13 protein-coding genes are annotated in these 14,873 nt (G+C 63.5%); 2 read left to right on the top strand and 11 right to left on the bottom strand.

Annotation, left to right across the window (positions count from 1 at the left end; genetic code table 11):
- Nucleotides 1-532: 532 nt before the first annotated feature.
- Together rpoC and rpoB are read right to left on the bottom strand one after the other, a co-directional pair.
- Complete coding sequence (gene rpoC / locus IEY49_RS09475; protein ID WP_189007365.1) at nt 533-5,161, bottom strand: DNA-directed RNA polymerase subunit beta'; 4,629 nt, start codon at nt 5,159-5,161, stop codon at nt 533-535.
- Between the two features lie 87 nt (nt 5,162-5,248).
- Nucleotides 5,249-8,704: a DNA-directed RNA polymerase subunit beta gene (gene rpoB, locus IEY49_RS09470; protein ID WP_189007362.1), complete on the bottom strand. Its 3,456-nt coding sequence runs from the start codon at nt 8,702-8,704 to the stop codon at nt 5,249-5,251.
- Nucleotides 8,705-9,009: 305 nt separating this feature from the next.
- Between rpoB and IEY49_RS09465 the strand changes: the two genes are divergently transcribed.
- Nucleotides 9,010-9,798, top strand: a complete 789-nt coding sequence (locus tag IEY49_RS09465) for a tetratricopeptide repeat protein (RefSeq protein WP_189007359.1) — start codon at nt 9,010-9,012, stop codon at nt 9,796-9,798.
- Between the two features lie 75 nt (nt 9,799-9,873).
- Nucleotides 9,874-10,440 carry a DUF2239 family protein gene (locus IEY49_RS09460; protein WP_189007357.1) on the top strand — a complete coding sequence of 189 codons (567 nt, stop codon included), beginning with the start codon at nt 9,874-9,876 and terminating at the stop codon, nt 10,438-10,440.
- Between the two features lie 159 nt (nt 10,441-10,599).
- On the opposite strand, the gene rplL is transcribed toward IEY49_RS09460, so the two are convergent.
- The 9 genes from rplL to IEY49_RS09415 all read right to left on the bottom strand — a co-directional run.
- Nucleotides 10,600-10,962, bottom strand: a complete 363-nt coding sequence (gene rplL, locus IEY49_RS09455; RefSeq protein ID WP_189007355.1) for a 50S ribosomal protein L7/L12 — start codon at nt 10,960-10,962, stop codon at nt 10,600-10,602.
- Nucleotides 10,963-11,027: 65 nt separating this feature from the next.
- Entirely contained in the window at nt 11,028-11,525 is a 498-nt protein-coding gene (rplJ, locus tag IEY49_RS09450; RefSeq protein ID WP_189007353.1) for a 50S ribosomal protein L10, read from the bottom strand.
- 199 nt (nt 11,526-11,724) lie between these two features.
- Nucleotides 11,725-12,426, bottom strand: a complete 702-nt coding sequence (rplA, locus tag IEY49_RS09445) for a 50S ribosomal protein L1 (protein ID WP_189007351.1) — start codon at nt 12,424-12,426, stop codon at nt 11,725-11,727.
- Nucleotides 12,419-12,853 (bottom strand): 50S ribosomal protein L11, encoded by a 435-nt coding sequence (rplK, locus tag IEY49_RS09440; protein ID WP_189007349.1) that lies wholly within the window; start codon nt 12,851-12,853, stop codon nt 12,419-12,421. The genes rplA and rplK overlap by 8 nt, the downstream gene beginning before the upstream one ends.
- A gap of 170 nt (nt 12,854-13,023) precedes the next feature.
- On the bottom strand, nt 13,024-13,596 hold the full coding sequence (gene nusG / locus IEY49_RS09435; RefSeq protein ID WP_189007347.1) for a transcription termination/antitermination protein NusG: 573 nt from the start codon (nt 13,594-13,596) through the stop codon (nt 13,024-13,026).
- A complete protein-coding gene (secE, locus tag IEY49_RS09430; RefSeq protein ID WP_189007344.1) occupies nt 13,593-13,772 on the bottom strand; it encodes a preprotein translocase subunit SecE in 180 nt (59 codons plus the stop codon). Before secE ends, nusG begins: the two co-directional genes overlap by 4 nt.
- Before the next feature lie 80 nt (nt 13,773-13,852).
- The gene (gene rpmG, locus IEY49_RS09425; RefSeq protein WP_012692576.1) at nt 13,853-14,020 is read right to left on the bottom strand and encodes a 50S ribosomal protein L33; all 168 of its coding nucleotides are present in this window, start codon (nt 14,018-14,020) and stop codon (nt 13,853-13,855) included.
- Nucleotides 14,021-14,148: 128 nt separating this feature from the next.
- Nucleotides 14,149-14,703 carry a pyridoxamine 5'-phosphate oxidase family protein gene (locus tag IEY49_RS09420; protein WP_189007338.1) on the bottom strand — a complete coding sequence of 185 codons (555 nt, stop codon included), beginning with the start codon at nt 14,701-14,703 and terminating at the stop codon, nt 14,149-14,151.
- Between the two features lie 66 nt (nt 14,704-14,769).
- Nucleotides 14,770-14,873: EF-Tu C-terminal domain-related protein (locus tag IEY49_RS09415; RefSeq protein ID WP_189007335.1), on the bottom strand; the 104-nt coding region annotated here is incomplete at its 5' end.

Raw genomic sequence — 14,873 nt, 5'->3', positions numbered from 1 at the left:
TTCCGTTGGCACTGGGCAAGGAGGTGGCGGGCGTTGTAAGGGTGGCTGATCTCCGTCGCGCGTCGGGTCGGGTCGCCCTTCCCGCAGCGGTGGAAGAGCCCGCGCCCTGCGGGCACGACGGCTTCCGTTGCCCGGCTTGTATACGGGCAAGCCAACTTGACCAATCAAAGAGGCCCAGATTTTTTGGCTTATGCATAAGCCAAGTTCAAAGTAACCTTGCCGCTCGCTCCAAGCTGGCTGGCCCCTCTACCGTTGTAGCAACCCGGGCCGTCGTGTGCGAAGCGGGCGGGCCATTCTGCGTACTCGGAGGATGGCGTCGAGGCAGGAATGGAGAACGGGATCAGCAGTACCACGACCTCAGTCAACTCTCTTGCCGAGCGCAGCGGAAAAGCTCCCCCTGCCACTCTGGGGTAGGGAGTTGGGGGTGGGGCAAACACCCTGAAACACAAATCAACCGCCACCAAAGCCACTCGTTAGAAGCCAAAGAAAATCCCTCTGCCTGTACACAGGCAGAGGGAAACAGAAGGGGGCTTTAGCTGGTATACGTCACGTTGTCGTTCACCACGCCGGGGCGGGTGTCGTCGTAGGAGCGGTTGCCCGTCACCGAATCGGTGCTGGTGCTGCCCTCGCCGTACTTCTCCAGCGTGCGGTCGTCAGCAACCTGCATGTCGCGCACGGTCTGCAGGCCGGTGCCGGCGGGAATCAGCTTCCCGAGGATGACGTTTTCCTTCAGACCGATCAGGTCGTCGACCTGACCCTTCATGCTGGCCTCGGTCAGCACGTGGGTGGTGTGCTGGAAGCTCGCGGCTGACAGCCAGGACTTGGTGGTCAGGCTGCTCTTGGTGATGCCCAGCAGCACCGGCTTCCAACTCGAGGGGGTCTGGCCTTCAGCCAGGGCGCTGTTGGCCTGGTCCACTTCCCAGCGCTCGACGGTCTGGCCTTCAAGCAGGTCAGTGTCGCCGCCGTCCACGATTTCCACGTAGCGCAGCATCTGGCGGATGATAACCTCGATGTGCTTGTCGTGGACCTTCACGCCCTGGCTGCGGTACACGCGCTGCACTTCGTCCACCAGGTACTTCTGGGCGGACTCGTTGTCCTTGTGTTCCAGCAGGTCGTGGGGGTTGACGGCCCCGCGGGTCAGCTGCTGACCAGCTTCCACGCGTGCGCCGTCCTTGATCTCGGGCAGCAGGCGGGTCGCGCGGCTCACCTTGTGGAGCTTGCCGCTGTACTGCGCGTCGTCCGCTTCCACCTTGATGAGGTAACGCTCTTCCTCTTCGGTGATGTGGATGGTGCCGGTGGTGTCGGCGATCAGTGCGGGCACCTTGGGCTTGCGGGCCTCGAACAGCTCGATCACGCGGGGCAGACCCATGGTGATGTCGCCGCCGCCGGCGATCCCGCCGGTGTGGAAGGTACGCATGGTCAGCTGGGTACCGGGCTCACCGATGGACTCGGCTGCCACAACGCCCACGGCTTCACCCATGCTGACTGGCTTGGCCTGCGACAGGTCGTAGCCGTAGCACTTCTGACACACGCCACTCTTGACGCGGCAGTTCAGCGGGGTGCGGACAAAGACTTCTCCCAGCGCCTTGGCGTCTTTGGTGATGGCCTTGACATCTTCCAGGCTCAGCATCTCGCCTTCGCGGATGGTGCGTCCGTCACTGAGCTCCACATCGGCGGTCAGGGTCCGGCCGTAGATGCTGGTCTCGATCTCGCTGCCCTTGCGGGTGCGCCACTCGCCGGTGCGCTCGTCGGTCGCGCCCAGCGCCATCACCGTGTAGTCGGTGCTGCCGCAATCCACGTCGCGCACGACGACTTCGTGGGCCACGTCGACCAGCTTACGGGTCAGGTAGCCGGAGTCGGCGGTACGCAGCGCGGTGTCGGCCCCACCCTTACGGGCGCCGTGGGTGGAGATGAAGTACTCCAGCACGGTCAGGCCTTCACGGAAGTTCGCGCGGATCGGCACCTCGATGGTGCTGCCGTCCGGGCGGGCCATCAGGCCGCGCATACCGGCCAGCTGACGCACCTGCTGCGGGTTACCACGGGCACCCGACTGGCTCATAATCCACAGCGGGTTGAAGGGGTAGTTCTGGCTGAAGTTCTCGAACACCGCGCTCTTGACCTCGTCGGTGGTGTCGTTCCACAGCTGCACGATCTGCTTGTAGCGCTCGTCTTCGGTCATGAAGCCGAACTCGTAGTTCTGTTCGATGGACCGCTGCTTCTCGTCGGCCGCCGCCAGGATCTCGGGCTTGTTTGGCGGAATGACGATGTCGTCGATGCCGATGGTGATGCCCGAGGAAGTGGACAGCTTGAAGCCGCTGGATTTCAGCGCGTCGAGCAGACCGGCGGTCGCCTCAATGCCCAGCTCCTTGAAGCAGGCCATAACCATGTCCTTGAGGTTGTCCTTCTCGTAGGCGGTGTCGAGGTTCATCAGCGTGTCGACCAGGTTGGCCTGGGCACCCAGGGCCTCCTGCACGATCCGGCGGAACATCACGCGGCCGGCGCTGGTGTTGTGGGTCACGCCGTTCAGACGGATGCGCACATGGTCCTGATAGTCGATCTCGCCGCGCTCGACAGCCATGATGGCCTCGTCGGGGTTGGAGAAGACGTACTTAATCAGGCCGGGGGTGATGCTTTCGCCGCCCAGCGTCACAGCGCTGTTCAGGGCGATGGTGCCGTTTTCCAGCGCGGCCAGCACGTCCTGCTCGCTGGTGAACGCAGTGCCGGCGCCCAGGTTGTCCTTGCGCAGCTGGGTCAGGGTGAAGATCCCCAGGATGATGTCGCGGCTGGGCTTGACGTTCGGCTCACCGTTGGCGGGCGACAGCAGGTTGTGCGAGGCCAGCATCTGGATGCGGGCTTCGGCCTGCGCCTGCGCGGAGAGGGGGACGTGAATGGCCATCTGGTCGCCGTCGAAGTCGGCGTTGAAGGCTTCACAGACCAGCGGGTGCAGCTGGATGGACTGACCCTCGACCAGCACCGGCTCGAAAGCCTGGATGCCCAGTCGGTGCAGGGTGGGCGCGCGGTTGAGCAGCACGACCTTGTCCTCGATCACTTCTTCCAGAGCGTCCCACACACTGTCGCGGGTGTCGCGGTAGCGCTCGAGCATCTTGCGGGCCTGCTTGATGTTGGTGACTTCGCCCTTCTCTTCGAGCACCTTGAACAGGAACGGCTTGAAGAGTTCGAGCGCCATCCGCTTGGGCACACCACACTGGTGCAGCTTGAGCTGTGGACCGACCACGATCACCGAGCGGCCGGAGTAGTCCACGCGCTTACCGAGCAGGTTCTGGCGGAACCGGCCCTGCTTGCCGCCCAGCAGGTCGGTAAGGCTGCGCAGGCTGCGGTCCGAACCGGGGTTGGTCACGGGGCTGCCCCGGCGGCCGTTGTCGATCAACGCGTCCACCGCTTCCTGCAGCATGCGCTTCTCGTTGCGGATGATCATGTCGGGCGCGCCCTGGTTCATCAGCTTCTTGAGGCGGTTGTTGCGGTTGATCAGGCGGCGGTACAGGTCGTTGAGGTCCGAGGTCGCGAAGCGTCCGCCGTCCACCTGCACCATGGGACGCAGATCCGGTGGCATCACCGGCACGGTGTTGAGGATCATCCAGCTGGGGTTGTTGCCGCTGCGCTTGAAGCTGCGGGTGACTTCCAGCCGCTTGCGGGCCTTGGCGCGCTTGTGGCGTGAGGAGTCCTTCATCTGCTCGCCCAGTTCGGCCGCCAGTTCGTCGAGGTTCAGCTCGTCGAGCAGTTCCTTGACAGCTTCGGCGCCCATCTTGGCCTCGAAGTCGTAGGACTCGATAACACGGACCTGTTTGCGCACCAGGTCGATCTCGATGCGGCCACTGATCTCGCTGCGGACATTGCCGCTGTCTGCCAGCTCGTCGCCGGGTTCGACGCGGTCACCGATGACCACCAGAGGCTCGTCCTGGTAGGGGTAGACCTTGGCTTTGGAGACGATGATGCTAGCTGGGGTGTGCAACGTGATCACACCGTCAGCTTCCGCGATGATCTCCTCTTCCTTGTCGATGGCCCCCACGACCTTCTGGCCCTTGCGGACTTCAGAGCCGTCCCCAACCAGCACGTGCATGGTGGGGTTGATGGGGTACTCGGCGCGGCGGGTCCAGTGGGCCGTGACCTTCACGTCGCCCTTTTTGGGGAAGGTCACGCCCGACAGGCGGCTGTCGCGGCTCAGGCGCAGGCGGTCGCCCGCACTGGCGTCAGCCAGCACCGCGCCGGCTTCCACGATCTCGCCGTGGGCAACCTGCACGTTCATGCCGTGCGGGATGTACACCCGCGCGAGCACTTCACCCAGGGCGGGGGTCTCGTCTTCGCTGTCGCTGGTTACAGACTCGCGCAACTCGACCATCACGCTGTCCTCGCCCATGTCGTGCAGGAAGGCGGTGCCGTCCACCGGAGCGGTGATCTGCACGTCGGCTTCCAGCTCGGCCAGGATCTCACCGGCGCGGAAGGTGTCCTGCTGCACCAGGGCGTCGGCCGGCACAGGCAGGCTGGCCTCGACCTGTTCGGCGTAGGCGATCTCGGCGCGGCGGGGGAAACGGTACTGCGCCAGGCCGTCCATCTTGGCCACGACGTTGCCGCCCAGAATCTGACCACGCGTGACGTACTCGCCGTCACGGATCACGGCTTCGGTGCCGCTGGGCAGGGCGTAGGTTTCCTGACGCCCGTAGCGCAACTCGCGGTACTCGTCGTCGCTCAGCAGTTCACCGCGCTTGAGTGGGCGGCCGTCCTTCTGGGCGTTCAGCGGCTGGGTAACCAGGAAGGAGCTGAAATACAGCACCTTCTCCAGCTGGCCGGCCGACAGGTCAAGCAGCGTGCCGATCTTGCTGGGCGTGTCCTTGACGTACCAGATGTGCGCGGCGGGCGTGGCCAGGTCAATGTGGCCCATGCGGTAGCGGCGCACCTTGCTGGAGGTGACTTCCACACCACAGCGCTCGCAGACCTTGCCCTCGTAGCGCTGGCGCTTGTACTTGCCGCAGGCGCACTCGTAGTCCTTGATCGGCCCGAAGATGCGCTCGTCGAACAGACCTTCACGCTCGGGCTTCAGGGTGCGGTAGTTGATGGTCTCGGGTTTCTCGACCTCGCCAAAGCTCCACTCGCGGATTTTCTCCGGGCTGGCAATGGCGATACGGACTTTGCTGAAATCTTTCACGGCTTCTCCTGTGAGAGAGGCTTGTTGTCGGGGTCAAAGCGGGCTGAGCCGGGGGCAGGGGAGGGCGAATATCCTCCCCTGAGCGCTTTAGCGCTTGGGCATCATGCCTTCGAAGATGTCGACGGCGCGGTCGCCATTGTCGAGCACCTCGACGTCCAGGCCCAGCGAGTGCAGCTCCTTGAGCAGCACCTTGAAGCTTTCGGGGATGGTGCTGCCCGAGACTTCCTCGCCCTTGACGATGCTCTGGTACGCGGCGTCGCGGCCATCGATATCATCGGACTTGATCGTCAGCATTTCCTGCAGGGTGTGCGCCGCGCCGTAAGCCTCAAGCGCCCACACTTCCATTTCCCCGAAGCGCTGACCACCGTTCTGGGCCTTACCACCCAGCGGCTGCTGGGTAATCAGGCTGTACGGGCCAGTGGAGCGGGCGTGCAGCTTGTCTTCCACCATGTGGTAGAGCTTCATGACGTACATGGTGCCCACGACCACAGGCCCACTGATGGGCTCGCCACTGCGGCCGTCGTACAGGATGCTCTTGCCGGTGCGGGCCAACTGCATCTGGGCGCGCTCGTAGTCACTGCCCGGAGTGTCGATGACGCCCAGCTTGCCGGCGCGGTCCAGCACTTCCTGCTCGCGCTTGTCGAGCTCGAAGCCCTCGTCCTTGCGGGCCTGCAGCCTCTCGGCAGCCGCCACTTCCAGCATTTCCTTGATGGTCGCCTCAGTAACCGAGTCAAACACCGGGGTCTCGAACTTCTGGCCGGTCAGGCGGGCCACTTCACCGAGGTGGGTTTCGAGAATCTGGCCCAGGTTCATGCGGCTGGGGACGCCGAGCGGGTTGAACACCAAGTCCACGGGGGTGCCGTCTTCCAGGTAGGGCATGTCCTCGGGGCGCATGATCTTGGAGACCACGCCCTTGTTCCCGTGGCGGTTGGCGACCTTGTCGCCCACCTGCAGCTGTCGCTTCTGAGCCACGTACACGCGCACCATTTCACGCACACCGGGTTTGAGGTCCACGCCCTCGTCGCCGCGGCGGAAGCGCACGGTCTTCACGACAATGCCGCCCTGGCCCGACATGACGCGCAGGCTGGTGTCCTTCACTTCGCGGGCCTTCTCACCGAAGATCGAGCGCAGCAGACGCTCTTCGGGGGTGGGTTCAGACTCGCCCTTGAAGCTGGTCTTGCCGACCAGGATGTCGCCGGGCTTGACCTCGGCGCCCACGCGCACGATGCCGTCCTCGTCGAGGTCGCGCAGCGCGGCTTCGCTGAGGCCCGGGATGTCGCGGGTGATCTTCTCCGGCCCGAGCTTGGTGTCGCGCGCGTCGATCTCGTCTTTTTCGATGTGGACGCTGGTGTAGAAGTCCTTCTGAACCAGGCCCTCGCTGATGCAGATCGCGTCTTCGAAATTGAAGCCGTCGAAGGGCATGATCGCGATGGTGATGTTCTGGCCCAGCGCGAGGCGGCCCAGGTCGGAGGCGGGACCATCGGCGATGACCTGTCCGGCCACCACTTCGTCACCCACGTTCACAATAGGCGCCTGGTCGAGATTGGTGCCCTGGTTGGAGCGGGTGAAGCGCACCAGCTCGAAGGTGCGGACGTTGCCCCGGACCATACCGGCCTCGGCGCTGTCCTCGCTGAGGGTGATCTGAATGGCGCGGGCGTCCACGTAGGTCACGCGGCCGGTCACGTCGCTGACCACGCTGGTGCCCGAGTCGGTCACCACGCGGCGCTCCACACCGGTGCCCACGGCGGGGCTGTCGGCGCGCACCAGCGGCACGGCCTGCGACTGCATGTTGGAACCCATCAGCGCGCGGTTGGCGTCGTCGTGCTCCAGGAAGGGAATCAGGGAGGTGTTGATCGAGACGATCTGCTTCGGACTCACGTCCATGAAGTCCACTTCTTCGGGGGTGTACCACAGCGGGTCACCCTTGCGGCGGGCCAGCACACGCTCGTCGGCGAAGGTGTTGTCGTCGTTCAGCGGGCTGTTGGCCTGGGCGATGGTGTAGCGGTCCTCAATGTCGGCCGTCATGTACACCACGTCGTCGGTCACGCGGCCGTTCTCGACGCGGCGGTAGGGCGCCTCGATAAAGCCCAGGTCGTTGACCTTGGAGTACGAGGACAGCGAGGAGATCAGACCGATGTTGGCGCCTTCGGGCGTTTCGATTGGGCAGATGCGGCCGTAGTGGGTACGGTGCACGTCACGCACGTCGAAGCCGGCGCGCTCGCGGGTCAGACCGCCCGGCCCCAGCGCGGAGATACGGCGCTTGTGACGCAAGTCCGACAGGGGGTTGGTCTGGTCCTTGAACTGTGAGAGCTGGCTGCGGCCGAAGAACTCACGCATGGCCGCCACGATGGGACGGTTGTTGACCAGCTTGGTGGGGGTCGCGGCGTCGGGGTTACCCAGCAGCATGCGCTCGCGCACGCCACGCGCCATACGGCCCATGCCCACGCGCAGCTGGTCGGCGAGCAGCTCGCCCACGGTGCGCACGCGGCGGTTGCCGAGGTGGTCGATGTCGTCCTCGCCCACTGGCACGTCGGTCACCACACCGTCCTCGTCGACCATCTGCACGGTCTCAAGACCCTGCTGCAGTGCCATCAGGTAGCGGATGGTGTCCACCAGACCGGCGTCGCTGAATTTGCCGTCCTCGAACTTCAGCAGGGTGCGCTCGGGGCGGTTGACGCCCAGCTTGGTGTTCATCTTGAAGCGGCCGGGCTCGCCCAGGTCGTAGCGGCGGGGGTCGGCCAGCAGGCCGTAGAGGTACTGGGTCGCCTTGTCGCGCTTGGGCGGATCACCGGGACGCAGCACCGTGAACAGGCGCAGGAGCGCCTCGTCGGCGCCCATGCCGGCGCTCTTGTCCTCGGGCAGTTCCACGTCGGGCTCGAACTCGGTGAACAGGGCGCGCAATTGGGCGTCGTCGTAGCCCAGCACACGCAGCAGCAGCGCCACGGGGAACTTGCGCTTGTTGACTTTCATTTCCAGCACGCCGCCGGCGAACTCCAGTTCGATCCAGGGGCCGCGCTTGGGCATGGGGATGATCGCGCCGGTGTACATCTTCTTGATGCCCTTGTAGGAGCTCGTGAAGTACACGCCGGGGCTGCGGTGGATCTGAGAAATCACCACGCGGTCGGCACCGTTGATCACGAAGGAGCCATCCTCGGTCATCAGCGGCAGGTCGCCCAGGAACACCTGGTCTTCCTTGATCAGACCGCTGTCCTTGTGGATCAGCTGGAGCTTGGCGTACATGGGGGCCTGATAGGTCAGATCCTTCTCGCGGCACTCTTCGGGGCTGTAGGGCGGATCGCCCAAGCGGTACTCCAGGTAGTCGAGCACCAGACCGGTCGAGCGCCCCTTCTCGGTTTCGTCAATCGGGAAGACTTCTTTGAAGGCACTCTGGAGTCCGGCGTCTTCACGGCGGTCCGGGGCGCGGTCAGCCTGCAGGAACGCCCGGAAGGAGTTCACCTGTACTTCGGTCAGATTGGGGAGCGGGATGACTTCCTTGATGTCACCGAAACGCTCAATGCGGGGTTCGATACCGTTGAAACTCATGCACACCTCGCTTGCGTGCTCCCTACATGCACTCGCGTCTCTCCGGGGCTGAAAAAGACGCGGCTGGGAACGCAACCTCTCCGGTCGCGTTCCGCTTGTTCAGACTCAGTTGTGAAGTCCAGCTTCCTGCAAGGAACTCCTGCCCAACCCATCATGGTCGGCCACAGACCAGTCTACATCTGAAAGGCGTGGCCCGTCAAACGCGGCTGGCGGTGCAGGTCGCTGAATGCTGGAGTGGAGCATAGCAGAGTACACACGCTGGACACGACAGGTGCTCCCCATCTGTCTTCACGTACTCTCAGGGCATGACTCCTGGGTCCATCTTCGCGCAGGCGCCGTGGCTATTCACGCTGTTCTACGTCCTGAACATCATCTGTCTGATTCACGCGGTCGCGACCCGGCGCGGCGTACTGTGGATCGTCTTTCTGGGGATCAACCTGATGTTTGGCGGCTTTCTGGCCACCCTGCTGTACTTCTTCATGGAGTTCCTGCCCGGCCTCCGTGGCAGCCGGCGCGCGGCAGGTGTCGCGGTGCAGCGCGGCGTCGAGGCTATCAAGCCGCTCGACACTCGGATCCGGGAAGCGCAGGCGCGGCTGGACGAAAGCGACACCCTGCAGAACAGGGCCGACCTGGCTGCCCTGCTCTCCCGTGCCGGGCGCCAGGCAGAGGCTCAGAACGTGCTTGACCCTCTGCTGCGGGGTATCTATGCCGACGACCCGGTGGTGCTGCTGACCAGCGCAGAACTGGACCTTCAGCGCGGTCAGGCGGCCGACGCGGAGGCCAAGCTGAACCGGGTAGACCTGCGGACCAGCGCGGCCACCCGCACCCGCAGTTTGACCCTGCTGGCCCGGGCGCAGGAGGCCCAGGGCAAACCGGAAACTGCTGAGACCTATCAACAAGCCATTCAGGGCGCCACCACCGAGGAACCTCGTGCCCGCTACGCAGCGTATCTGGTCCGGCAGGGCAGGGTAGAGGAGGCCCGGCCTGTGCTCGATGGACTGGCCCGGACTGAACAGCGCGCGACGGCGTTCTACCGTCGCCAGGAGCGGGAGTGGTTTCAGCTGGCCGCAGGCCTGCGCCGTGACCTGAAGTAGTGCGGATCTCTTCTCAGCCATTTGTATTATCCGGGTGATATTGCCAGAATCATTTTGCCCCGGGTAATATCAGGCATGGACGAAAACGAGACCTACACAGCATTTCGTGGTAACCGTCGGGTGGGCAATGGCTCTCTGCGGGAACTGCTGACCCAGCTCTGGAAGCTGTCCCCTGATCCTCATGCCTCCCTGCTGGTTTTCAGTGACCAGACAGGACGCAGCGTGGATCTCAGCCTGCACGGTTCGCTGGCGGAGATGCTTGAGCGTGAGGCGCCCCTTCCAGCCCGGCCAGGCCCAGGACGTCCCAGACTGGGCGTTGTGGCAAGGGAAGTCACCCTGCTCCCCCGTCACTGGGAATGGCTTGAAAGCCAGCCTGCCGGAGTGTCGGCGGCCCTGCGCCGTCTGGTCGACGAGGCGCGCAGGGCCGCCCCAGCCGCTGAACGGATGAGGCTCTCACGTACACGGGCCGACCGTTTCCTGATGGTCATGGCCGGCGACCTCCCTGGAGCGGAGGAGGCCAGCCGAGCTCTCTACGCAGGTGACGAGCCGAAATTCAAGACCATCTTGAACTCCTGGCCTGAAGATATCCGGCAGCATACGCAGCGGCTAGCAGCAGACGCCTTCCCAGAGTCTTCTCAGTAAGCCTTTACTGAGACCAAAAGACAGGCTGTTCGGTGTCCCTGCCGCTTTACTAGGGGAGCTGTACCCCGGGCATTAAAAAAGCCCCTGACTGTTCAGGTCAGGGGTGCACTCCGGTGTAGTGAAAAAGCAGGCCGTCGGCTTCAGGGAGCCGGGGCTGGCTTACTTCAGCTCGACCTTGGCTCCAGCGCCTTCGAGCTGGGCCTTGATCTTCTCGGCATCGTCCTTGCTGATGCCTTCCTTCAGGACGCCGCCCTTCTCGCTCATGTCCTTGGCTTCTTTCAGGCCCAGGCCGGTGATGGCGCGGATTTCCTTAATGACGTTGATCTTGCTGGCACCGGCGTCAACCAGAACGACGTCGAACTCGGTCTTCTCTTCAACGGGAGCAGCGGCGGCAGCGGCGGGGCCGGCAGCGACAGCAGCGGTCACGCCCCAGGTGTCCTTCAGACCGTCAATGAGGTCCGCGAGTTCCATGATGGTGAGCTGGCCGAGCTGGTCGATAAGAGCCTGTTTGTCGTAAGCCATGATTGTTTCCTCCGAAATTGAATTTGTGGGTGGCGCACCTGGGGCGCGCCAGACAGTGCTTTGGATTAGGCGCTCTCGCCTTCAAGCTTCTCGCGGTACGCTTCGAGAACTCCGACGAAGTTGCTGAGGTGCGCGCTGAGCACGCCGACCAGTTCGGCCTGCAGGCTCTGCTTGCTGCCCAGGCTGGCCAGGCGCTCGACGACTTTCACGTCGACCTTGTTGCCTTCGACAAAGCCGCCCTTGATAGCAGGAATGCCTTTGTCGTTGCCCTTGGCCGCGTCGCTCAGGGCCTTGGCGACCCCGGCGGGGTCCTCCTGGGCCAGCACGAGGGCGCTGGGGCCTTTCAGGGCGTCGCCGAAGTCACGGCCACCTTCCTGAAGGGCGAGGTTGATCAGGGTGTTCTTGGCAACAATCAGCTGCCCACCCTTCTCGCGGATGCTCTTGCGCAGTTCGCTCAGCTGGCCGGCGGTCAGGCCCTGGTAATTGACGACGTAAAACGTCTCAATGCCCTGAAGGCTGCCCGTGAGGGCGCTGAGGGTCTGCTGGTTCTTTTCGTTCGCCATGCAGTGAACCTCCTTTGCTGGTGGACAAGTCCAGGTGCACGTTCGCAGCCTGACAACTCGGCGGGATGTTTAAACCTGGCAAGGGTCCCCGCTGTCTTGGGTGCCGGAATTGGGGCCTATTGAGAAGGTGCGAGGTGCACCGGGGTGCTGATGTTAAGTGGGTCCGGGAACGGTTGTCTTTCCCGGACCCCGAAGGCCCTTAGGCCAGCGCGCCGCCACTCAGGGTCAGCGGAATGCTGGGACCCATGGTGGTGGTCAGGTATGCGCTGCGCAGAAACACACCCTTGGCATTGCCGGGCTTGGCAGCTTCCAGCGCACTGATCAGCGCGCCGTAGTTGGCGCTCAGGTTGCTGGGATCAAAGCTGGCCTTGCCGATAGGGGCGTGAACGACGCCGGTCTTGTCATTACGGAATTCAATGCGGCCAGCCTTGAGACCACGAACCATGCCGGTCACGTCGGGGCCGACGGTGCCGCTCTTGGGGTTGGGCAGGAGGCCACGGGGCCCGAGCAGACGCGCGAGCTTCTGGCCCACGGCCGCCATCATGTCGGGGGTAGCCACCACGGCGTCGAACTCCATGAAGCCGCCGGCGATGCGCTCGATCAGCTCGTCGCTGCCGACCACATCAGCGCCAGCTGCTTCGGCGGCAGTAACGTTGTCACCCTTAGTGATCACAGCCACGCGCACAGTGCGGCCGGTGCCGTGAGGCAGCGCAACGGTCCCACGGACGTTCTGGTCGCTCTTGCGGGGGTCGATGCCCAGACGGAAGTGCACTTCCACGGTCTCGTCGAACTTCGCGGTGGCGAGGTCCTTGACCAGAGCGGCGGCTTCGTCAATGGTGTACTGCTTGTTACGGTCGACTTTGTCAATCAGTGCGCGGTAGCGCTTGCCGTGCTTAGGCATTGGGGGCCCCCTCGATGGTGACGCCCATGCTGCGCGCAGTGCCCGCCACGGTGTTGGCGGCGGCTTCCACACTGCCGGCGTTCAGGTCAGGCATTTTGGTCCGGGCGATTTCCAGAACCTGGTCCCAGTTCAGCTTGCCCACTTTGGCCTTGTTCGGCGTGGCGCTGCCCTTCGAAAGGCCAGCGGCCTTGCGGATCAGGTAGCTCATGGGAGGCGTCTTGGTGATGAAGGTAAAGGAGCGGTCCGCGAAGATGGTGATCTCCACAGGAATAATCGCATCACCCTTATCGGCGGTCTGGGCGTTGAACGCCTTGGTGAACTCCATGATGTTCGCGCCGTACTGACCGAGCGCAGGACCAACGGGCGGGGCCGGTGTGGCCTTCCCGGCGGGGAGTTGCAGTTTGACAATCCCGGTTACTTTCTTCATGCATTTCCTCCTTAGCTCCCCCGGAACTCGGTACACAGGGTACGGAGCGGGGTGCTGACGCTAAGTTCCGATCACGACATGACACATGTCGCAGCGGCAACTTTTCTACTGTACTGCCTGCCCGGCCCTTTGCCAAGAGGTAACAACCCGGGGCAGGAACCAGCAGGCAATTACTTGCTGACTTGCGAGAAGTCCAGCTCCACGGGCGTTTCGCGGCCAAAGATGCTGACCAGCACCTTGACCTTTGCCTGCGGCAGATTGACCTCACTGACCACGCCGCTGAAATCGGCAAACGGACCACTGGTGACGCGCACCATATCGCCGGCCTTGAGGTCGATTTTCACGCGTGGAGCTTCTTCCACCGGAGCCTGGGTGGCTACACCAACCGAAGCCAGCAGGCGGTCGACTTCCTGGGTGGACAGGGGAACAGGACGGGTGGCTGTGCCAACAAAGCCGGTGACACCGCTGGTCCCGCGCACCACTTCCCACGACTCGCCCAGCTCGCCGGGCGCGTCGTCGTCTTCGACGTCCATCTGCACAAAGACGTATCCGGGAAACAGCTTGCGCTGAACGGTTTCCTTTTTGCCGCCGTCGCGCAGTTCCACCGCTTGCTCAGTGGGCTGAAGCACCTGAAAGATCTTGGTGCCGCGCATGCCAAGCTTGCCGGCACGTTCCATCAGGTGCTGTTCCACGCGGTCTTCCTGACCCACGTACGTGTGCACGGCATACCATTCGATACTCATGCCAGCACCACCTTGATCAGGTTGCTGAAGATCAGGTCCAGCGCGAAAACGATCAGCGTCAGGGCCACGACGAAGATCAGCACGGCCTGCGTGCCATCCAGCACCTGCTGCCGGCTGGGCCAAGACACGCGCGAGAGTTCCGCGCGGGAATCCCGGAAGTACTGAATCAAGTTCATGAAGTCACCTGGATCAAGAGAAGGAGAGATTGGATGCCAGGGCCACACTGCCCCTCAGGGGGCAGCACGTTGGCCTGAAATCAGACCTTCTTCTCTTTGAAGACCACGTGCTTCTTGGCCACGGGGTCGTACTTGCGCAGTTCCATCTTGGCCTGCGTGTTGCGGCGGTTTTTGGTGGTGGTGTAGTAGAAGCCCGTGCCTGCGGTGCTTTCCATTTTCACGATGATGCGGGGGCCGTCCTTAGCCATGTGATGCTCCTTTCGCAGGCCGCCTCAGGGCGGAATCCTGCTCCCAGCGTCCGCCTTTGCGGCACGATCCTTCGCTGGTAAAAGCCCGCCTTCTGGCGGGCAACATTCCGATTATAGGCACCTGGACCTCAGGTGTCCACTGCAGTAGCCATACCGGTAGGGAATCCGTCGATGCTACGAGTATTTTTGCGTTGCCAGTACTCGGTGATCTGGTCCTGGCTCATCCGGCGGTGCACGCCGTTCAGGTCCTCCCGGTCGGTCTGGTACGCCATGTAAGGAACAGCCATGCCGCAGGAGGTCTGTACAAGGTCTATATCCAGGACATAGATCTGGCGTGCGCCGGGCAGCGGGGGAAAGAGGAAGACCAGCGCCGGCCAGGCCTCACTGCCCGGCTCGACCATCCGGGCCCGACCGTACAGACGCAGAATCAGTGGCGGACCATCAAACGAGCAGAACATCAGGGTCATGCGGGACGAGCGCAGCAGATGGGCCGCTGTTTCGTTGCCGCTCCCGGTCACGTTCAGCCACGCCAGCTGATTGGGCGTGAGCACCCGCAGGCTGTCCATACCTTTGGGGGAGACGTTGACGCGTCCTTCTGGCGCCGCAGTCCCGACAAAGAAAATGTGCTGCTGTTCGATGAACTTGCGTAGATGATCGGACAGTGCCGGAAGCTGTTTCGCCATGGCTGATGGTACTTCCAGGGCAGCACAAAGGGAGGCCATGATGGCCTCCCCTTGAAACGTGGGTTTTTACTCCAGGACCTTGGAGACGACGCCGGCGCCGACGGTACGGCCACCTTCGCGGATGGCGAAGCGCAGACCTTCTTCCATGGCGATGGGCTTGATCAGGTCGA

It is taken from the genome of Deinococcus malanensis, from assembly GCF_014647655.1.
GTDB lineage: Bacteria > Deinococcota > Deinococci > Deinococcales > Deinococcaceae > Deinococcus > Deinococcus malanensis.
This window is presented reverse-complemented; position numbering and strand designations above follow the sequence as displayed.